The 19,771-nt window shown below is 72.3% G+C and carries 17 protein-coding genes; 9 read left to right on the top strand and 8 right to left on the bottom strand.

All coding sequences use genetic code 11. The features are described 5' to 3' along the window. Positions 1–3: 3 nt before the first annotated feature. The 3 genes from metG to rsmI form a co-directional block, all read right to left on the bottom strand. Complete coding sequence (gene metG / locus MUN74_RS14655; RefSeq protein WP_244853172.1) at positions 4–1,563, bottom strand: methionine--tRNA ligase; 1,560 nt, start codon at positions 1,561–1,563, stop codon at positions 4–6. 42 nt (positions 1,564–1,605) lie between these two features. Next, positions 1,606–2,742 (bottom strand): NADP-dependent oxidoreductase, encoded by a 1,137-nt coding sequence (locus MUN74_RS14650; RefSeq protein WP_244853171.1) that lies wholly within the window; start codon positions 2,740–2,742, stop codon positions 1,606–1,608. Positions 2,743–2,857: 115 nt separating this feature from the next. Beyond that, positions 2,858–3,682: a 16S rRNA (cytidine(1402)-2'-O)-methyltransferase gene (gene rsmI / locus MUN74_RS14645; protein WP_244853170.1), complete on the bottom strand. Its 825-nt coding sequence runs from the start codon at positions 3,680–3,682 to the stop codon at positions 2,858–2,860. Between the two features lie 29 nt (positions 3,683–3,711). Here rsmI and MUN74_RS14640 point away from each other — a divergent pair, with 29 nt between their 5' ends. Further along, a complete protein-coding gene (locus MUN74_RS14640) occupies positions 3,712–5,382 on the top strand; it encodes a dolichyl-phosphate-mannose--protein mannosyltransferase (protein WP_244853169.1) in 1,671 nt (556 codons plus the stop codon). A gap of 31 nt (positions 5,383–5,413) precedes the next feature. Here MUN74_RS14640 and MUN74_RS14635 read toward each other — a convergent pair whose 3' ends face one another. Continuing rightward, a complete protein-coding gene (locus tag MUN74_RS14635; protein ID WP_244853168.1) occupies positions 5,414–6,100 on the bottom strand; it encodes a TetR/AcrR family transcriptional regulator in 687 nt (228 codons plus the stop codon). 90 nt (positions 6,101–6,190) lie between these two features. On the opposite strand from MUN74_RS14635, the gene MUN74_RS14630 reads away from it, so the two are divergent. Together MUN74_RS14630 and MUN74_RS14625 are read left to right on the top strand one after the other, a co-directional pair. Beyond that, positions 6,191–7,228, top strand: a complete 1,038-nt coding sequence (locus MUN74_RS14630; protein ID WP_244853167.1) for an NAD(P)-dependent alcohol dehydrogenase — start codon at positions 6,191–6,193, stop codon at positions 7,226–7,228. Between the two features lie 2 nt (positions 7,229–7,230). Next, positions 7,231–7,608, top strand: a complete 378-nt coding sequence (locus MUN74_RS14625) for a hypothetical protein (protein WP_244853166.1) — start codon at positions 7,231–7,233, stop codon at positions 7,606–7,608. A gap of 43 nt (positions 7,609–7,651) precedes the next feature. Here the strand turns inward: MUN74_RS14625 and MUN74_RS14620 are convergent, their stop codons facing one another. Continuing rightward, on the bottom strand, positions 7,652–7,981 hold the full coding sequence (locus tag MUN74_RS14620) for a DMT family transporter (RefSeq protein WP_244853165.1): 330 nt from the start codon (positions 7,979–7,981) through the stop codon (positions 7,652–7,654). 256 nt (positions 7,982–8,237) lie between these two features. On the opposite strand from MUN74_RS14620, the gene MUN74_RS14615 reads away from it, so the two are divergent. From MUN74_RS14615 to MUN74_RS14600, 4 genes are all read left to right on the top strand, one after another. After that, positions 8,238–9,176 (top strand): hypothetical protein, encoded by a 939-nt coding sequence (locus tag MUN74_RS14615; RefSeq protein WP_244853164.1) that lies wholly within the window; start codon positions 8,238–8,240, stop codon positions 9,174–9,176. 96 nt (positions 9,177–9,272) lie between these two features. Then, positions 9,273–10,568 carry an O-acetylhomoserine aminocarboxypropyltransferase/cysteine synthase family protein gene (locus MUN74_RS14610; protein WP_244853163.1) on the top strand — a complete coding sequence of 432 codons (1,296 nt, stop codon included), beginning with the start codon at positions 9,273–9,275 and terminating at the stop codon, positions 10,566–10,568. 95 nt (positions 10,569–10,663) lie between these two features. Then, entirely contained in the window at positions 10,664–11,194 is a 531-nt protein-coding gene (locus tag MUN74_RS14605; RefSeq protein WP_370647388.1) for a CoA-binding protein, read from the top strand. A gap of 60 nt (positions 11,195–11,254) precedes the next feature. Further along, positions 11,255–11,686 (top strand): GNAT family N-acetyltransferase, encoded by a 432-nt coding sequence (locus MUN74_RS14600; RefSeq protein WP_244853162.1) that lies wholly within the window; start codon positions 11,255–11,257, stop codon positions 11,684–11,686. A 16-nt stretch (positions 11,687–11,702) separates the two neighbouring features. Here the strand turns inward: MUN74_RS14600 and MUN74_RS14595 are convergent, their stop codons facing one another. Continuing rightward, positions 11,703–12,740, bottom strand: a complete 1,038-nt coding sequence (locus MUN74_RS14595; RefSeq protein WP_244853161.1) for a GNAT family N-acetyltransferase — start codon at positions 12,738–12,740, stop codon at positions 11,703–11,705. 81 nt (positions 12,741–12,821) lie between these two features. Here MUN74_RS14595 and MUN74_RS14590 point away from each other — a divergent pair, with 81 nt between their 5' ends. Next, positions 12,822–16,187: an AfsR/SARP family transcriptional regulator gene (locus MUN74_RS14590; RefSeq protein WP_244853160.1), complete on the top strand. Its 3,366-nt coding sequence runs from the start codon at positions 12,822–12,824 to the stop codon at positions 16,185–16,187. A gap of 85 nt (positions 16,188–16,272) precedes the next feature. Here MUN74_RS14590 and MUN74_RS14585 read toward each other — a convergent pair whose 3' ends face one another. Further along, positions 16,273–17,088 (bottom strand): ABC transporter permease, encoded by an 816-nt coding sequence (locus tag MUN74_RS14585; RefSeq protein ID WP_244853159.1) that lies wholly within the window; start codon positions 17,086–17,088, stop codon positions 16,273–16,275. Then, positions 17,085–18,110 (bottom strand): ATP-binding cassette domain-containing protein, encoded by a 1,026-nt coding sequence (locus MUN74_RS14580; protein ID WP_244853158.1) that lies wholly within the window; start codon positions 18,108–18,110, stop codon positions 17,085–17,087. Before MUN74_RS14580 ends, MUN74_RS14585 begins: the two co-directional genes overlap by 4 nt. 218 nt (positions 18,111–18,328) lie before the next feature. Between MUN74_RS14580 and MUN74_RS14575 the strand changes: the two genes are divergently transcribed. Then, positions 18,329–19,723 (top strand): L-serine ammonia-lyase, encoded by a 1,395-nt coding sequence (locus MUN74_RS14575; protein WP_244853157.1) that lies wholly within the window; start codon positions 18,329–18,331, stop codon positions 19,721–19,723. Positions 19,724–19,771: the final 48 nt, after the last annotated feature.

The raw sequence follows: 19,771 nt of genomic DNA, 5'->3' as shown, positions 1-19,771 counted from the left end.
CCGCTACTCCGTCACCTCGACCCGCGGGAAGAGCGCCTCGAGCGGCGCGACCCGCTCGCCGAGCTCGGCCTCGTACGCCCGGTCGATGCGCGCCTCCTGCACGGTGCCCGGCGCGCCGAGCGCCGTCCACAGCTTCGCGGTCGCCTTCGGCAGCACGGGCGACAGCAGCACGGCGAGCGTACCGAGCCCGCGGTACGCCGTCGCGAGCACCGTCTCGAGGCGGTCGCGCTGCTCGGGATCCTTCGCGAGCGCCCACGGCTCCTCCGCCGTCAGGTAGCCGTTGAGGGCGTCGACGAGCTCCCACGCCGCGCCGATCGCATCGTGGATCGCGATGCGGCCCGCCGCCTCCCACGAGGCATCCGTCGCCCGCTTCTCGACCGAACCGATCTCGATGTCGGCCGCGGTGAGTGCGCCCTGCTGCGGCACGACGCCGTCGCAGTAGCGGTTGATCATCGCGACCACGCGCGAGGCGAGGTTGCCGAAGCCGTTCGCGAGCTCCGCCTGGTAGCGCGCCGCGAGGTCCTCCCACGAGAACGAGCCGTCCTGGCCGAACGCGATCGCGCGCATGAAGTAGTAGCGGAACGCGTCGGAGCCGAACGTCGAGGTGATCTGCTCGGGCGCGATGCCCGTGAGCTTCGACTTCGACATCTTCTCGCCGCCGACGAGGAGCCAGCCGTGGCCGAAGACGCCCCGCGGCACCTCGAGGCCGGCGGCCATCAGCATGGCCGGCCAGATCACGGCGTGGAACCGCAGGATGTCCTTGCCGACGATGTGCTGCGCCGGCCAGCGGCGTGCGAACTCCTCGTCGTCCTGCCCGTAGCCGACGGCGGTGATGTAGTTGAGCAGCGCGTCGAACCACACGTAGACGACGTGCGTCTCGTCCCACGGCACCTTGACGCCCCAGTCGAACGTCGACCGCGAGATCGACAGGTCGGCGAGGCCCGAGCGCACCCAGCCGAGCACCTCGTTGCGTGCCGACTCGGGCTGCACGAAGTCGGGGCGCTCCTCGTAGAGGGCGAGCAGGCGCTCGGCGAACGCCGAGGTGCGGAAGAAGTAGTTCTTCTCGTGCAGCAGCTCGACCGGCTTCGAGTGGATGGCGCAGACCTGCTGGCCCTCGTACTCGCCCGTGCCGGCGACGAGATCGGACTCCTGCTTGTACTCCTCGCAGCCGACGCAGTAGAAGCCCTCGTACTCGCCCGTGTAGATGTGGCCGTCGTCGTAGAGCTTCTGCAGGAACTTCTGGACGTTCGCCTCGTGGCGCGCGTCGGTCGTGCGGATGAAGTCGTCGTTCGCGATGTCGACCGTCTCGAGCAGCGGGATCCACGCGTCGGCGACGAGCTTGTCGGCCCACTCCTGCGGGGTGACGCCGTTCGCGGTCGCGGTGCGCAGGATCTTCTGGCCGTGCTCGTCGGTGCCCGTGAGCATCCACGTGTCGTCGCCCGCCTGCCGGTGCCAGCGCGCGAGCACGTCGGCAGCGACCTCCGTGTACGCGTGCCCGATGTGGGGCACGTCGTTGACGTAGAAAATGGGCGTGGTGATGTAGAACGAGGAGCCGTCGGCCATGCGCTCAATCCTATGGGCGCGTGGGGTGACGCTGCGCCTGCGTTACTCCGTCGCCGCAGCCGCCTCCCGCTCGTGCTCCTCGCGGTGGCGCCGGCGCACGCTGCCGTCGCCGATGGCGGGCGGGATGGCCTCGGTCACGTCGAGGTGATCGTGCGGGGTCGGCACACCGAGTGTGACGTCCTGCTCCTTGATCGCGGGCTCCCGCACCTTCTGGCCGGGATAGTCGACGACGCGCAGCCCGAGCACGACCTTGCCCGGTGCGTCGCGGCGATCGAGCGCGCGATAGGCATCGACGATGCCGTCGAGCCCGAACACGTCGGCGATCGGCAGCCGCACCCGGCGTGCAGCGACGAGCGCGGCGACGCGTCCCATCGCGACGACGTCGCCCGTGCCGGCCGCGACGGCCTCGCTGGACTCGACGGCGTCGTGGTCGAGCACCGTCAGCGTGCGCGAACTCGCGACCCCGAGTTCGGCGGCCGCGTCGGTCTCGCCGCCGAGGAAGTCGAGGAAGGCGCTCACCGGCCGCGCGTGCTCGGTCTCGTCGACGATTCGGCGCACCCGGTCGGCGAGCCCGATGCCGTACCGCGTCGGGATGACGCCGAACTGACGGAGGAAGTCGAAGCGCTCCTCGGTCGTCGTCCCGATCACGGTCGCACCGTGCATGCGGGCGAACTGGGCGGCGAGGCATCCGACCCCGCCCGCGGCCGCGGTGACGACCACGGTGTCGTCGGGGCCGAGGGCGAGGCCTTCGGTGGCGTTCCATGCGGTCGTGCCCGCCACGTAGAGCGAGCCGGCCACCTCCCACGAGATTCCGGCGGGCTTCGGGAGCAGCTGGCGCTCGGGCACGGCGACATGCGTCGCCTGGGCGCCGCGTTCGACGAAGCCCATGACCTCGTCGCCGCGGCCGAATCGTCCGACGTCGGGCCCGGTGGCGATCACGACGCCGGCGAGGTCGCGCCCCTGCATCGCGGGGAACTCGACGGAACCGACGCCCGCCTCACCCCGCCGCACGACGCTGTCGGCCGGGTTGAGACCCGACGCGAAGACCTCGACGAGCACCTCGCCCTCGCCGGGCACCGGCATCGGCACCTCGTCGACGTGCAGCACCTCGGGCCCGCCGAATTCGGCATATCGCACCGCCCGGGCCGTGAAGGCCCGCGACTCGTCTCTGGTAGCCATCTCGCACCTCCTGGGGTCGTGTGCGGATGATCCCATTGTCCCCCTTATGGGGGCCGATCAACAGGGGTTGCGCCGCGTGCGCGGCATCTGCACCGGATGCCTCGGGGGCGGCGCCTCAGCGCCCGTCGCGGCTCGCCAGCGCGGCCTCGTAGAGCTCGCGCTTGCCGAGGCCCGTCTCCGCGGCGACGAGCGCCGCGGCATCCTTCAGCCTCGTGCCGGATGCCGCGAGCCCGAGCACCCGGTCGAGGGCGGCATCCGCATCGACGGCGGCTTCACCCGCACCGCCGACGACGACGACGATCTCGCCCCGCACACCGTCGGCCGCCCATGCGGCCAGTTCGCCGAGCGGCCCCCGGCGCACCTCTTCGTGGAGCTTCGTGAGCTCCCGACACACCGCCGCCGGGCGGTCGGCGCCGAACGCCTCGGCGAGCGACTCGAGGCTCGCGGCGAGCCGCGACGGGCCCTCGAAGAAGACGAGCGTGCGCCGGTCGCCCGCGAGCTCGGCGAGACGGCGGCTCCGCTCGCCGGCCTTGCGCGGCAGGAATCCCTCGAAGGCGAAGCGGTCGGTCGGCAGGCCCGACACCGCGAGCGCGGTCACCACGGCCGACGGTCCGGGGATGGCGGTGACGACGACGCCGGCCTCGGCCGCGGCCGCCACGAGCGGAAAGCCGGGGTCGGAGACGGTCGGCATTCCGGCGTCGCTCAGCACGAGCAGGTCGGTGTCGCGGGCGAGCTCGACGAGCTCGGCGGCCTTCTGGCGTTCGTTGTGCTCGTGCAGGGCGATGAGCCGGGGCCGGTTGCCGATGCCGAGCGCGGCGAGCAGCCGCTGGGTGACCCGGGTGTCCTCCGACGCGATGACGGTCGTCGTCTCGAGCGCCTCGCGCAGCCGTGCCGACGCATCGCCGAGATTGCCGATGGGGGTCGCCGCGAGGATGATCATGGCTCCCAGTCTGTCCTAGGGTTGGGCGCATGAGTGTCGACGAGCCGGAGCATCGCGCAGCGACCCGGCTCGACGACGCATCCGACGCGACCGACGTGCCCGGCGCGACCGACCTGCCCGACGCGACCGACGCGCCGGACGCCCCCGTCGCACCCGACGAGCCGCGCGGCTCGCGCCTCGACGACTGGTGGTCGCGACAGCTCGCGACACCGCGCCGACGCGCGATCTGGACGTGGGGCGGTCCGATCCTCGTCACCCTCGTCGCGGCGGTGCTGCGCTTCTGGGGCCTCGGCCACCCGCACCAGATCGTCTTCGACGAGACGTACTACGTGAAGGACGGCTGGACGCTCTGGCACAACGGCTACGAGTCGTCCTGGCCCGACGGCGCCGATGCCGACTTCGCCGCGGGCGACCCGAACACGTACCTCGACGACCCGGCGTACGTCGTGCACCCGCCGCTCGGCAAGTGGCTCATCGGTCTCGGCATGGCGGCGTTCGGAGCGGGCGACGCGTTCTGGTGGCGGGCGACCACCGCCCTCGCGGGCACGATCGCGGTCCTGCTCATCACGCTCGTCGCACGCCGGCTGTTCCGGTCGACCTCGCTCGCGGTGGTGGCGGGACTGCTGTTCGCGATCGACGGCAACGCGATCGTGATGTCGCGCGTCGCCCTGCTCGACAACTGGGTCATGCTGTTCTGCCTGCTCGGGTTCTGGTTCGTCCTGCTCGACCGGAGCCGCGCCGAGCGCGAGCTCGACGCGGGGCTCGCGAGGGCCTGGGGCGCCGGCCGCGACCCGCACTTCGGCCCCGCGCTCTGGGCCAGGCCGTGGGTCGTCGCCGCGGGCGCGGCGTTCGGCGCGGCATCCGCGGTCAAGTGGTCGGGGCTGTGGTTCCTCGCCGCGTTCGGCGTCTACCTCGTCGTGGTCGACGCCCTCGCCCGCCGCCGCGCCGGCGTGCCGCTGTGGATGAGCGGGGCCCTGCTCAAGCAGGCGCCGGTCACCTTCGTGCTGCTCGTGCCCGTCGCCGTCGTCGTCTACCTCGCCTCGTGGACGGGGTGGCTCACGACCGACGGCGGCTACTACCGGCACTGGGCCGAAGAGGGCGTCAACGCGTGGACCGGCCCGCTCGCCTGGGTGCCGAGCTCGCTGCAGAGCCTCTGGCACTACCACGCCTCGGCGTACCAGTACCACGTCGGCGTGCACAGCGAGCACCCGTGGCAGTCGAACCCGCTGACCTGGCTCTTCATGATCCGCCCGACGAACATGTACTACGCCGAGGGCGCCGACGGCGCCGTCTCGTCGATCATCGAGGTCGGCAACCCGCTCATCTGGTGGGCGGCGGCGCTCGCGGCGTTCTACCTCGTGTACCGGTTCGCGCGGTACCGCGAGTGGCAGGCCGCGGCGATCCTCGTCGGCCTGGCCGCGGGGTACCTGCCGTGGCTCATGTACCTGAACCGCACGGTGTTCCAGTTCTACTCGATCGCGTTCGAGCCGTTCATGCTGCTCGCACTCGTCTACGTCATCGGCATCGTCGTGGGCAGGCCGACCGATCCGCGCTGGCGACGGCAGGGCGGGCTCTGGACGGTCGGCATCTACCTCGCCGTGGTGATCGCCGTCTCGATCTTCTTCCTGCCGATCTGGACGGGCATGCCGATCAGCCCGTTGTTCCGACAGCTGCACTTCTGGCTGCCGAGCTGGGGATGAGGCCGGGCCGCGACCGCGGTCCGGCAGCGCCTCACGCGCGCTCGGCAGCGAGTCGCAGCTCGAGCTGGTCGAGCAGCAGCTCGAGACCGTAGCCGAACTCGTCGCCGAAGTCGTACCCGTGCCCGAGGACCATCTGCTCGAGCATCTCCGCGAGGTGGGGATACTCGTCGACGGGCAGCTCGAGCCCCTCGGCGAACGCGTCGGCCCCGACGTCGGGCGTGAACGGCAGGCTGATCTCGGTGAGCACGAAGCCGTAGATGTAGGCGTCGAGCACCGAATAGGCGTGCGCCGCGAGGCTGAGCGGGAAGCCGTCGGTGCGCAGCACCCCGAGCACGCGGTCGTGGTGGCGCATGACGGCCCGGCCCGGGTTCGACCGTGACTCGAGAAGGCCCAGCGCCCACGGGTGGGCGCCCAGCACGGCGCGCATGGCGTGCGCTCGTTCGGTCATCGCCCGACGCCACGGGGTGCCGATGTCGAGCAGCGGGATCTGCTCGAACGCGGCGTCGGCGAGCAGGTCGAGCAGTTCCTCCTTGCCGGAGACGTGGTGGTAGAGCGACATGGCCTCGGCGCCCAGCGCCCTGCCGACGTTGCGCATGCTCACGGCGGCGAGGCCGCCGTCGTCGGCGACGCTCATCGCCGCCTCGATGATGCGTTCGCGGGTGAGCGGCGGTCGCCGCGAGCGCGCCGCCTGCCGGGCACGGTCGTCGGGTCGTGTCATCCGGCACCTCCTTCGCCGCATCGCTTGCGCTCCTTACGACTGTAAGGCTATCGTGATCGCACACCAGACTTACACCTGTAAGGGAGCAGCATGCGCGCAGCAGTCGTCGACCGGTACGGCGGCCCCGAGGTCGTTCGCGTGACCGAGCGACCCGACCCGGTCCCCCGTGCCCGTGAGGCCGTCGTCCGCGTCGTCGCGACGACCGTGAACTCGGGCGACGCGCGCATCCGCGGCGCCCGGTTCCCGCGCGGCTTCGGCGTTCCGGGCCGGCTCGCCCTCGGCCTCCGCGGCCCCCGGCGCGACGTGCTCGGCGTCGCCTTCGCGGGGGTCGTCGAGGCGCTCGGGGCGGATGCCGCAGGCACGCGTCCGCCCGTGGCCGGCGCCGGCCGCGAGGCATCCCCGATCTCGATCGGCGATCGCGTCTGCGGCATGACCGGCGCCGCGATGGGCGCCCACGCCGAACTCGTCGCGGTCGACGCGAAGCGGCTCGCCCGCATCCCCGACGGGGTCTCGTACGACGACGCGGCCGGGGTGCTGTTCGGCGGCAGCACGGCGCTCTACTTCCTGCGAGACAAGGCCGCGCTGCAACCCGGCGAGCGCGTGCTCGTCGTCGGCGCGTCGGGCGCCGTGGGCACGAACGCGGTGCAGCTCGCGAAGCACCTCGGCGCCGAGGTCACCGCGGTGACGAGCGCGCCCAACGCCGAGCTCGTCGCGGAGCTCGGCGCCGACCACGTCGTCGACCACCGGGCGACGCCGATCGCAAGACTCGGCGAGCAGTCGGCCGGTTTGTACGACGTCGTGTTCGACGCGGTCGGGTCGCTGAGCCCTGCGACCGGGCGACCGCTGCTCGCCGCGGGCGGTCGGCTGCTGCTCGCCGTCGCGACGCTCGGTGAGATGATCACCGCGCACGGGGCGGTCAAGACGGGCACCTCGCCTGAGCGGCCCGAGGACTTCGCTACGCTGCTGGAGCTCCTCGCCGACGGCCGGCTGCGGGTCGTGATCGAGCGCACGTTTCCGCTCGACCGCATCGCCGAGGCGCACGCCCGCGTCGACTCCGGACGCAAGGTCGGCAACCTCGTCGTCAGGCCGGCACCCGCCGCGGGCGGGCGCTCCGGCGAGGGCAGCTGAGCGTGGACCCGACTCGCATCATCCTCGCCGGCGGCTGGATCTCGCTCATGCTCGTCTACCTGCTGGGCGACGTGCTGCGGCTGTTCTCGGGCGACGCCCAGCCCGGCCGTATCGGCGACAGGGCGGCGTCGAGCTGGATGTGGCTCGTCGCCGCCCTCGTGATGCTCGTGCCGATCGCCATGATCACGGTGTCGCTCATGGTGCCGGCCGAGCCGCTGCGCTGGATCACCGTCATCGTGTCGGCGGCGCTCGTGCTGTTCAACCTGTCGGGGCTCCCCTACCAGGGCCTCTACGACAACGTGCTCATCGTCGTCGGCTTCGCCTTCAACGGGCTCGTCATCTGGCAGGCGCTCGCGTGGCACCCGGTCGCCGAGCCGTGAACCGGCTGGCGTCCGGTCACCCGCGGCGAACGACGACCGCCGACTAGTGCCCGGCACCACCGTCGACGAACTTCAGGCCGACGACGCAGCCGACGAGCCCCACGATGAGCACGAGCTTCAGCCACGAGACATCCGAGTCTCCCGTGATCATGGCCCAGACCACGGTGAGCGCCGCGCCGATGCCGACCCAGACCGCGTACGCGGTGCCGGTCGAGATGTCGCGCATCGCCCACGCGAGGCCGCCCATCGAGAGAACGAGCGCGCCGAAGAAGATCACCGACGGCCAGAGCTTCGTGAAGCCCTCGGACTTGCCGAGCGCGGTGGCCCACACGGCCTCGAGCACGCCCGATGCGATGAGGATGACCCATGCCATGACTGTTCACTCCTTGAGTGCCAGTCGTCGTGTCCGGGTACTGGGTTCCCTCGTCCGGATGGCCGCGGTACGCGACCTGCCAACAGGATAGCGGGGCCACCTGATCAGGCCCTGTGCAGCGCTGCGCGACCGGGGCGACGAGCGCGAACACCGCTCAGGGACAACCCGGTCGACGCCGGCCCGCGACGCGACTAGCGTCGGCCGTGTCCACCGGCACCGTGCCCGGTGACCGGGGACGTCGGGAAAGGCGTCGATCATGAACATGCACACCGACCAGCGAGCCGAGGCGGAGTCGCTCGTCGAGGCCGCCGCCGAACGGAGGACCGGACTCCGCGCGCCGCACGAGCCGGGCGCGGCGAGCCGACGCCGTGCCCTCGCCGGATCCGCCCAGGCGGACGCCGCGCTCGCGCGACGCGAACTGCTCGAGGGCGGGCTCTCCCCCGAACGCCTCGAGGCGCTCGAGACCGCCGCCGCCGAGCGAGCCGACGCACGCCGCGCGGTCGCCGAGCAGTCGCACCGCGCCGCCGTGGATGCATCGGCGGAGGTCGCGCGCCGGCTCGCCGGCCTCACCCCCGTACTGCCGGCCGACCCGATGAACGTGATCATCGACCGCGTCACGTTCATCCGCAGCTTCGCGGACGCCGGGGTCGTCGTCGACTCGAACGTCGGCTCGCTCGACAGCTGGGCGCGCTATCGTTTCAGCGGCTCGGCCGACGCGCTGACCGAGTCGGGCCTCGGGCGACTCAGCTTCTTCACGCTCTGGCGCAACCCGCGCACCCAGCCGGTCATCGTGACGGCGGGCGCCCGCCTCGTGGTGAACGCCCACCTCTCGGTCGACGCCGAGTGGAACGGCGTCGCGGCCTGGTTCATCAGCGGGTCGGAGGCGCGGGCGACGGTGCGCGCCCGCACGACGGTGTGGGCGATGTGGGACTCGAACGTGCACGCGATCGTCAACGACCGGATCATCGCCGACGCGGGCGCGACCGGCGGGTTCTTCGGCGGCGACGACAGCGACTCGATCGCGATGAACGAGTTCCTGCCCGCGGCCGGATTCGCCGTGCCCGCCCAGGCGTCCATCCTCATCGAGGTCGAGGTGCTCACCGAGTGGGTCGCGACGAGCGGCTCCGTCGAGCTCGACGCCGCAGGGGGCTCGTTCAGGGTCGAGGTGCCGCACCTCATCCTCACGCTGACGTGAGTTCCACCGGACCTGACCCGACCCGACCCGACCTGACGTGACGGGCCGTTACGTCGCGCGCGAAACCGGCCGGGCAGTCCGCGTAGCGTTCATCCCATGGCAGACCGCGAATACGGCTTCAAGACCCGCGCCATCCACGCGGGCAACATCCCCGACCAGGTGACGGGCGCCCGCGCGCTGCCGATCTACCAGACGAGCGCCTTCGTCTTCGACGACACGGCCGACGCCGCGGCCCGCTTCGCGCTGCAGAAGTACGGCAACATCTACTCCCGCCTCGCGAACCCGACCGTCGCGAGCTTCGAGGAGCGCATCGCGAGCCTCGAGGGCGGCCTCGGCGCGGTCGCGACCGCGTCGGGCCTGTCGGCGCAGTACATCACGTTCGCCTCGCTCGCGGGCGCTGGCGACCACATCGTCGCGTCGGCCCAGCTGTACGGCGGCTCGATCACGCAGCTCGACGTGACCCTGCGCCGCTTCGGCATCGAGACGACGTTCGTCGCGGGATCGAACGCCGACGACTATGCGGCGGCGATCCAGGAGAACACGAAGGCCCTCTTCGTCGAGACGATCGCGAACCCGTCGGGCGAGATCGCCGACCTCGAGGCGCTCGCCGACGTCGCGCACGCGCACGGCATCCCGTTCATCGTCGACTCGACGATCGCGACCCCGTACCTCAACCGCCCGATCGAGTGGGGCGCCGACATCGTCACCCACTCGGCGACGAAGTTCCTCGGCGGCCACGGCACGACCCTCGGCGGCGTCGTCGTCGAGTCGGGCCGGTTCCACTGGCACTCCGAGAAGTTCCCGCTGTTCGGCCAGCCGGTGCCGAGCTACGGCGGTCTCGAGTGGAGCGGCAACTTCGGCGAGTACGCGTTCCTCACGCGCCTGCGCGCCGAGCAGCTGCGCGACATCGGCCCGACGCTCGCACCGCACTCGGCGTTCCTGCTCGCGCAGGGCGTCGAGACGCTGCCGTACCGAATCCAGGCGCACGTCGACAATGCGCGCGCCGTGGCCGAGTGGCTCGCCGAGGACCCGCGCGTCGAGCGCGTGTTCTGGGCAGGGCTCGAGGATCACCCGCACCACGACCGCGCGAAGAAGTACCTGCCGCAGGGTCCCGGTTCGGTGTTCAGCTTCGAGGTCACGGGCGGCCGGCAGGTAGGCCAGGCGCTCATCGAGAGCGTGAACCTCGCCTCGCACCTCGCCAACATCGGCGACGCGAAGACCCTCATCATCCACCCCGCGTCGACGACGCACGCGCAGCTCACCGAGCAGCAGCTCGTCGACGCGGGCGTGCTGCCGGGCGTCGTTCGGCTCTCGATCGGCATCGAGGACGTCGACGACATCATCTACGATCTCGACCAGGCGCTCGCGCAGGCGACAGGAGGCACGCGATGACCGAAACGATCACCGAGCGGGATGCCTCGGCCGAGGCATCCCTTCGACAGGCTCAGGACGGCGCCGACCTCGAGACCGTCCGCCTCGTCAACGGGCTGAGCTGCGACCTGCCCGCCGACTCGCCGCTCGCGAAGCTGCTGCGCTCGCAGCGCACGTGGACGGGCCCCGACGCGAAGGCCCGCAAGCGCATCCTCGACGGCGCGAAGTCCGTCGCGATCGTCGGCGCTTCGCCGAAGCCGCAGCGCTCGAGCTACTTCGTCGGCACCTACCTGCAGCAGTCGAGCGACTACCGCCTGTACTTCGTGAACCCGATGGAGACCGAGATCCTCGGCCAGCCCGCGTACGCGAGCCTCACCGACCTGCCCGAGGTGCCCGACGTCGTCGTCGTGTTCCGCCGCGGCAGCGACATCCCGAAGGTCGTCGACGAGGTCGTCGCCGCGGGCGCGAAGACGATCTGGGTGCAACTCGGCATCTGGAACGAGGAGGCCGCGTATTACGGCGAGGAGCAGGGGCTCACCGTCGTCATGGACCGCTGCATCAAGGTCGAGCACGCCCGTTTCCACGGCGGCCTGCACCTGCTCGGCTTCGATACCGGCCAGATCACGGCGCGCAAGACGGCTCGCTGACGGTTCGCGGGTCGAGGAGGGGGCGCAGCGAGGGTCGCGAGACCCCGATACGCTGGCCCGATGCCCCGCGACCTCGACTTCTCGACCGACCCCGCCCGGCTCGACCGCGAACGCGTGCACCGCTGGCTCTCCGAGCACGCGTACTGGGCGCTCGGCCGACCCCGCGAGACCCAGGATGCCGCGATCGACGGGTCGATGAACTTCGGTGTGTACGACCGCGGCTCGGGCGAGCAGCTCGCCTATGCGCGCGTCGTGACCGACGGGGTGACCTTCGCGTGGCTCTGCGACGTGATCGTCGACCCCGACACCCGGGGCGAGCGTCTCGGGGTCTCGCTCATGGAGTACGTGCTTGCGACGCTCGACCCGATGCGGCTGAAGCGGGTCGTGCTCATCACAGGCGACGCGCACGGCCTCTACGAGAAGTTCGGGTTCGCGCCGATCGACCGTGCGGCCGACTGGATGTCGCGGGTCGGGCCGAACCCCGTCGTCTGAGCTCGACCAACCGCCGTCAGGCGGCGTCGCGCCCGTAGGCGAGCATCTGGAACCCCGATCCGTCGGGGCGCTCGAAGCGGAACTCCCGATCGTGCAGGCGCGAGAACCCCAGGCGGTCGTAGAGCCGCTGCGCGGCGAGCATGTCAGGGCCGGTGTTGAGCACGACCCTGTCGAGCCCGCGGATGCGCGCGAGGAGCAGCACATTCCGTACGAGCGCTTCGCCGACGCCGCGGCCGCGGGCGGCGGGCGCGACGCCGAGGAACCGGAAGTCGAGCTCACCGGCGCGCGCGACGGCCGACATCGTCGCGCCCGCGCGCGGCGTCGAGGCGGTGCCGAGCAATTCGCCCGTCGCGGTGTCGACGGCGACCCACACCTGGTGGTCGCGCGCCCGTTCGGCGACGGCGACGATATCGGCCCGATACCCCGCGTTGAGCTCGAAGTCGGCGGCATAGGCGTGCTCGACGAGCGCGGCGACCTCGTCGGCCTCGTCGGCGCGCATGGACCGGATGACGAGGTCGTCTCGTTGCTGCAACGTGAAGCTGTACACCAGGGAGTCGACGTCGGCGCCGACCGTCGCGTCACGCTCGCCGTCGCGTTCGAATCCCGACCGCTCGTAGAGCGCCTGCGCGCGCGTGTTGCGAGCACCGGTGTCGAGCACGAGCGCCGACGCGCCCCACTCGAGCGCGACCTCGAGACTCGCACGCGTGAGCGCAGCGCCGAGGCCGGCGCCCTGCGCCGCCGGGTCGACCGAGATGAGGCGCACCTCGGCCTCGCCGGGCCGGGCGACGCGCGAATAGCGCGTGCCCGCGCGCAGCACGCTCGTCGTGCCCCGGACGACGCCGTCGGCGCCGACCGCGACGAGCACCCCGCCGTCGGCGGCCCGCCCGGCGGAGTCGGCCTCGAACGCCGCACGTTCGGCGCTCTTCGGCAGGTGGCCGTACGGGCCGGCGGCGAACGCGCGCGCGATCACGGCGGCTTCCTGCCCGAACTCGGCGGAGCGGATCGGGCGGATGTTCGGGCGGTCGGGAGCGGATGCGGCGTTGTCGTTCGTCATCGCGATTCAGCCTAAGCCGCCGGGCGGCGACGCTCGCCGCCGGTCACGAGCGGCGACGGCGGTGAAAGGTAGGCTCGACGGGTGCTGACCGACCGCCGCGACCTGCGCGTCGCGCTGCTCGGCCCGGTTCTCGTCGAGGGTCGGTCGGGCGAACCGATCGAGCCCGCGGGTGCACTCGCGAAGGCGCTCTTCGTCGCACTCGCCGGCGTCGATGGCCGAGGCTCCGGTCGTGCACATGGGCTCGAGGCGATCGCCGACGACCTCTGGGGCGACGACCGGCCTGACAACGAGCGTGCCGCGCTGCAGTCGCTCGTCTCCCGCGTGCGCTCCGCGAGCGCGCCCGGGCTCGTGGTCTCCCGTCCGGGCGGGTATGCGCTCGACGTCGTACCGGCGCAGACCGACCTCGGTCTCGCCGGCGAGCTCGGCCTCCGCGCGGCAGAACTCGCACGCAGCGGTGACCCGAGCACCGCGATCGACCTGCTCGACCAGGCCCTCGCCCTCTGGCGCGGCGAACCCGGTCTCGACCTGGGCCAGGCGCCGATCGGCGCCGAGCTCGCCGACCGCGCCGGGGCACGCCGCATCGGGCTGCTCGAGTTCCGCGCGCGATGCCTGCTCGACGCCGGCGACGCTGAGGCGGCGATCGCCGCGCTGACGCCGCTCGCCGCCGCGAGCCCGCTCGACGAGCAGCTGCACACCTCCCTCATCTCGGCACTCGCGAGCGCCGGGAGGCGTACCGACGCCCTCGCGACGTTCGCCCGCGTGCGCGCGTCGCTGCGCGATGAGCTCGGTGTCTCGCCGGGGCCCGAGCTCGTCGAGCTCAACGCCCGACTCCTCGCCGACGACGACCGCTCCCCCGCCGTCGCCACCCGATCCGAGGCATCCGTCGCCGCTGCCCGCCCCGACGTGCGCCCCGGGAGGTCGGAGATCATCGTGCTGACGGCGCCGGCGGCCGGCGACACCGCGCCGGATCCGATTCCGAACCCGAGTCCGCGGATCCCCGACGAACCCACCCGCATCGGTCTGCGCGCCGCGCCCAACCGGCTCATCGGTCGCGAAGCCGACCTGCCTGCGGTCGCGGCACTCCTCGACGAGCACCGGCTCGTCACCGTCCTCGGTGCCGGTGGCCTCGGCAAGACGCGCCTCGCCCAAGCGGTCGCCGAGCGCTCGACGGCGCCTGCCGTCGTCGTCGTGGAGCTCGCGGGCGTTCGCGACGACGACGACGTCGAACTCGCGCTCGGCTCGGCCCTCGGGCTCCGCGAGGCGCGCGCCTCGCGACTGTCCGATGCCGCCAACCGACCCGATCTCCGACAGCGGATCGAGGCGCGCCTCACCGAGACGCCGACGCTCCTGGTGCTCGACAACTGCGAGCAGGTGATCGAGGGCGTCGCCGCCTGCACGGCCGAGCTGCTCGCGGCAGCACCCACCCTGCGCGTGCTCGCCACGAGCCGCAGTCCCATCGCGATCGGCGCCGAGCAGGTCTACCCGCTCGAGCCGCTCCCGGCCCGCATCGGCGACGAGCCCGGACCGGGCGTCCTCCTCTTCATGGAACGCGCGCTCGCCGTGCGCCCCGATGCTGCGCTGCCCAGAGACGCCGTCGAACGGCTGTGCGCGCGCCTCGACGGCCTGCCGCTCGCGATCGAACTCGCCGCCGCCCGCGTGCGCAGCATGACGGTGACCGAGATCGAGTCGCGGCTCGACAACCGGTTCGCGCTGCTCGCCGGGCGCGACCGCAGTGCGCCGCCGCGGCAGCGCACCCTCGAGGCCGTCATCGAGTGGAGCTGGGCGCTGCTCACCCCGGACGAGCAGCGAGGGCTCACCCGGCTCGCCTCGTTCGCAGACGGGTTCGGGCCCGATGCCGCCGAAACCGTCGTCGGCCCGGAGGCGATCGACGTGCTCGACGGCCTCGTCGACCAGTCGCTGCTCACCGTGCGCGACGACCGCCTGACGGGCGCGACCCGGTACCGCATGCTCGAGACGGTGCGGGAGTTCGGTCAGCTCCGCCTCGAGAGCGCCGGCGAGGTCGGCGACGTGCGCGACGCGATGGCGCGCTGGGCCGAGCGCGTCGCCGACGTGACGGTCATCGGGGGCGGCTCGGCACAGCTCGAGGCACTGCGGGTGCTGGGCGTCGAGGAGGAGAACCTCGTCGAGATCCTGCGCCACGCCAACGCCGAGCGACGGGTGCCGACCGCGTTGCGCCTCTACGCCGCGCTCGGCTACCTCTGGAACGTGCGCAGCGCCCACGAGCAGGTGCTCGTCTTCGGCGAGGCGATGCTCGAGGCCACGCGTCACGGGGCGCATGCCCGCGAGCTCGCCGTCCCTGCGACACTGTCGGCGGTGTTCGCCGCGGGGACCTCGCTCGCGTACGGCGCTCCGGCCGCGACTCGCGCGGTCGTCCGCCTCCGCTCGCATCTCGCCGACGGATGGCCGCTGCCCGGATGGCTGGCCGCCGTCGCCGGCGTGATCGCCGCCGCCGACTTCGACGGGGCGCTCGCCGACCTCGTCGCGATGTCCGAGTCCGACGACGAACCGACCGCCCTCATCGGGGCGATGCTGCGCTGCCAGTTCGACGAGAACGCCGGCGAACCCGTCCTCGCGATCGAGCACGCGCAGCACGCCCACCGGCTCGCCCGACGGCTGGGCGACGGCTGGGCCGAATCGATGAGCGCCATGATGCTGGCGCAGCTCGCGAGCCAGTCGGGCGAGGCCGAGCGCGCACTGCACTGGGCGTCGGTCGCCGAGGCTGGGCTCGTCGCCCTCGACGCCGAGCCCGACCTGCTCCAGCTCGAGTGGATGCGGGCCGGCAACCTGCTCTCCGCCGGGCGGCTCGACGAGGTGCGTCCGCTGCTCGACGAACTCGCGGCGAGCGAACGCCGCACGGCCGACGGGCTCGCCCTCGCGACCGTCGGCGAACTCGGCCGCGTCGAGCTCGCGCGGGCCGAGGGCCGCATGGCGGACGCCCGCCGTCACGGCCGGACCGCCTCCGACTCGTTCGGCATCCAGGAGCGCTCGACGCCGTGGTACCTCATGCTGCTCGCCGACCTGCTCTCGGCGGCGGTGTTCGACGATCGCGACGCCGACGATGCCGACTGGTGGGCAGCGCGCATCCGGTATCGCGCACTCGGGCTCCATCGCGCCTGGCCCGCATTCACCGACAAGCCCGTGCTCGGTACGGCGGTGCTCGGCTGGTCGGCGTGGGCGATGCGACGGCCGCACCTGCGCGACCGGGCGGTCGAGCTGCTCGCGCTCGCCGAGCGCCTGCACCCCCGTCAAGACCTGCCGGCGCTTCGGCTCGAGCCCCATCTCGCGGCCGCCGTGAGTCTCGCCGGCGAGGCCGCACTCGAGCGGGCCCGTGCCGAGGCCGCCGACCTCACCCAGCCCGAACGCGCCGAACGGGCGCTGCGACTGATCGCAGCGCCCGTCCGGACCGAATCGGATGCCTCGGCCTGACCCGTTCGACGAGCGGCGCCGCCCGTTCGAGCGACGCCGGCGCCGCGGCATCCCGTTTGGATGTCGGCCACCGGGCCGAGGCCCGCTAGGCCTTCCGCATGTACGCCCGCACCGTGAGCGGCGCGAAGATCGCGACCACCACGACCGCCCCGACGAGCGTCGCGAGCAGGTCGCCGGTCACGTCGGTGCCCATCGTGATGCCGCGGGCGGCGGTCACGAGGTGGGAGACCGGGTTGATGTTCACGAACCACTGCAGCCAGTCGGGCATGGTGTCGGCCTGCACGAACGCGTTCGAGAGGAACGTGAGCGGGAACAGGATGAGGAACGAGATGCCCTGCACCGACCCCGCCGAGCGGGCGATCACGCCGAAGAACGCGAAGATCCAGCTGAGCGACCAGGCCGCGACGACGACCACGAGACTCGCGACGACCACACTGCCGAGCCCGGCCTCGGGCCGGTACCCCATGACGTAACCGGCTGCGAAGGTGAGCACGGTCGCGATGCCGTAGCGCACCGTGTCGGCGAGCAGCGCGCCCGCGAGCGGCGCGACCCGCGCGATCGGCAGCGAGCGGAACCGGTCGAACACGCCCTTGTCCATGTCCTCGCGCAGCTGCACGCCCGTGACGACCGACGTCGTGATGACGGTCTGCACGAGGATGCCGGGCAGGAGGAACGGCAGGTACGTCATCGCGTCGCCGGCGATCGCGCCACCGAAGATGTACGTGAACATGACGGTGAACAGGATCGGCTGCACGGTCACGTCGATGAGCTGCTCGGGCGTGCGCTTGATCTTCAGCAGGCCCCGCCACGCCATGCTGAACGAGTTGCGCAGCGTCTGCCCGAACGAGACGTGGTTCTTGAGGGTGCGGGCGGCGCCCGGCACGATGGTCGCGGTGGTCATGCGCGGCTCCCTTCGAGTTCGAGTTCGGTGCCGGATGCCTCGTCGCCGGCTTCTTCGGATTCGGCCGTGTGGCCGGTGAGGGTGAGGAAGACCTCGTCGAGTGTGGGCTTCTGCACGCTGAGCTCGGCCAGGTGGATGCCCGCGTCGCGGAACGTGACGAGGAGCTCGGCGACGAGGTCGGCGTCCTGCATGGGCGCGGTGAGCCTGGCGGCCTCTGGGCTCGCGGTGGCGTGCACGCCGAGCACCCGCTCGATCGCGGCCTGGGCGTCGCCGAGGTCGCGCGGGTCGACGAGCCGCAGCTGCAGGCTCGACTCGCCGACCGAGGCCTTGAGCTCGTCGCCCGTGCCCTCGGCGACGACGCGGCCGCGGTCGATCACGGCGATGCGGTCGGCGAGCTGGTCTGCCTCGTCGAGGTACTGGGTCGTGAGCAGCACCGTCGAGCCGGTCGAGACGAGCCGGCGGATGGTCTCCCACATCTGCGCGCGGGTGCGGGGGTCGAGGCCCGTCGTCGGCTCGTCGAGGAAGATGAGCGGCGGCTGCGCGATGAGGCTCGCCGCGAGGTCGAGCCGGCGGCGCATGCCGCCCGAGAACTGCTTGAGCGGGCGCTTCGCCGCCTCGGTGAGCCCGAACTCCTCGAGGAGGTCGGAGGCCTTGCGCCTCGCGTCGCGCCGGCCGAGGCCGAGCAGCCGCGAGAACAGCACGAGGTTCTCGGTCGCCGAGAGCGTCTCGTCGACCGAGGCGTACTGCCCCGTGACGCCGATGAGCTGGCGCACCACGTTCGGCTCCGCCTGCACGTCGTGCCCGAAGATCCGGGCCGACCCGGCATCGGGGCGCAACAGCGTCGCGAGCATCGAGATGGTGGTGGTCTTGCCGGCGCCGTTCGGGCCGAGCACGCCGTAGACGGTCCCGGCCGCGACGCGCAGGTCGACGCCGTCGACCGCGCGGTTCTCGCCGAAGACCTTGACGAGGCCGTCGGCCTCGATCGCCCAGTCGCCCTGGGCTCGTGTCGTGGTGATGTCCATGCCGATCATGGTTCCGCGCCGCACTTCCGGGCCGCTGTCACGGCGCTGTCACGGCGCTGTCACGGCACTATCGTGGATGCCGCGACCGCAGCCGCCGCAGATGCCGCTGCCGCGCGGGTCGCGGATGCTGCCGTCCCGTTGCGCGCGAGCGCCCGGCGACGCACGATTCTTCGAATCGCAGCGGCATCCGTGCGCGCCTGCCGACGTACCCTTGAAAGGTGACAGCGTTCGTCTCCGCCCTCGATCTGTTCTCGATCGGGATCGGCCCCTCGAGTTCGCACACCGTCGGCCCCATGCGGGCGGCTCGCATGTTCGTCGAGTCGCTGGAGTCGCGCGGTGTGCTCGGCGACGTCTCGCGGGTCTCGTGCTCGCTGTACGGCTCGCTCGGTGCCACCGGCCTCGGCCATGGCACCCCCGACGCGGTCGTCGCGGGTCTCGCCGGCCTCGAGCCGCACGACTGCGACCCCGCCGACGTGCGCGACGCCTGGACCCGGCTCGCCGACGCGGGCGAGGAGGGCGCCGAGCTCCGGTTGCTCGGCACGCACCCGATCCGGCTGCGCCAGAGCGACATCTCGCTCGAGCCGCGCACGCGCCTGCCCGGTCACCCCAACGCGATGACGCTGCAGGCGTACGGCGAAGGCCCGCTGCCGATCGCCGAGGAGACGTACTACTCGGTCGGCGGCGGCTTCATCCGCCGCGACGGCGACCCGGCCGCCGAGGCGGAGGCGCTGCGCCACCCCCTGCCCTACTCGAACGCCGCCGAACTGCTCGCCCTGTGCGAGGAGCACGGTGTGTCGTTCTGCGACGTCGCGCGGCACAACGAGGTCGCCGTGCACGGCGAGGCCGGCATCGACGAGGGCCTCGACGCGATCTGGGACGCGATGGCCGAGTGCGTCGACCACGGGCTCGCGACCGAGGGCACGCTGCCCGGCGGGCTCCGCGTCAAGCGCCGCGCCCCCGAGGTGCGCCGCCGGCTCGAGGCCTACGACCGCGACGAGCTCGAGTCGTCGCAGCACCGCGACACCTCGACCGAGTGGCTGCACGCCTTCGCCCTCGCCGTCAACGAGGAGAACGCGTCGGGCGGCCGGGTCGTGACCGCGCCCACGAATGGCGCCGCGGGCATCCTTCCCGCCGTGGGCCACTACTACCTGCGCTTCGTGCCGGGCGCCGATCGGGCGGGCATCCGCAGGTTCCTGCTCACCGCGTCGGCGATCGCGAGCCTCGTCAAGAAGAACGCGTCGATCTCGGGCGCCGAGGGCGGCTGCCAGGCCGAGGTCGGCTCGGCCTGCGCGATGGCCGCCGGCGCGCTCTGCGCCGTGCTCGGCGGTACCCCGCAGCAGATCGAGAACGCCGCCGAGATCGCGATGGAGCACCACCTGGGACTCACCTGCGACCCGGTCGCCGGGCTCGTGCAGGTGCCCTGCATCGAACGCAACGCGATCGCGGCGTCGACCGCGGTCTCTGCCGCACGGCTCGCCCTCCATGGCGACGGCACGCACCTCGTCTCGCTCGACACGGTCATCGAGACGATGCGCCAGACGGGCCTCGACATGATGACGAAGTACAAGGAGACGAGCGAGGGCGGCCTCGCCGTCAACGTCATCGAGTGCTGAGCGGCGTGTCCCCCACTCGGGGACTCTCCCGGACCCGCCGTGTTTCTG

The organism is Agromyces sp. H17E-10 (assembly GCF_022919715.1).
Taxonomy (GTDB): domain Bacteria; phylum Actinomycetota; class Actinomycetes; order Actinomycetales; family Microbacteriaceae; genus Agromyces.
The sequence above is the reverse complement of the archived record's forward strand: the minus strand, read 5'-3'. Positions and strand labels throughout refer to the sequence as shown.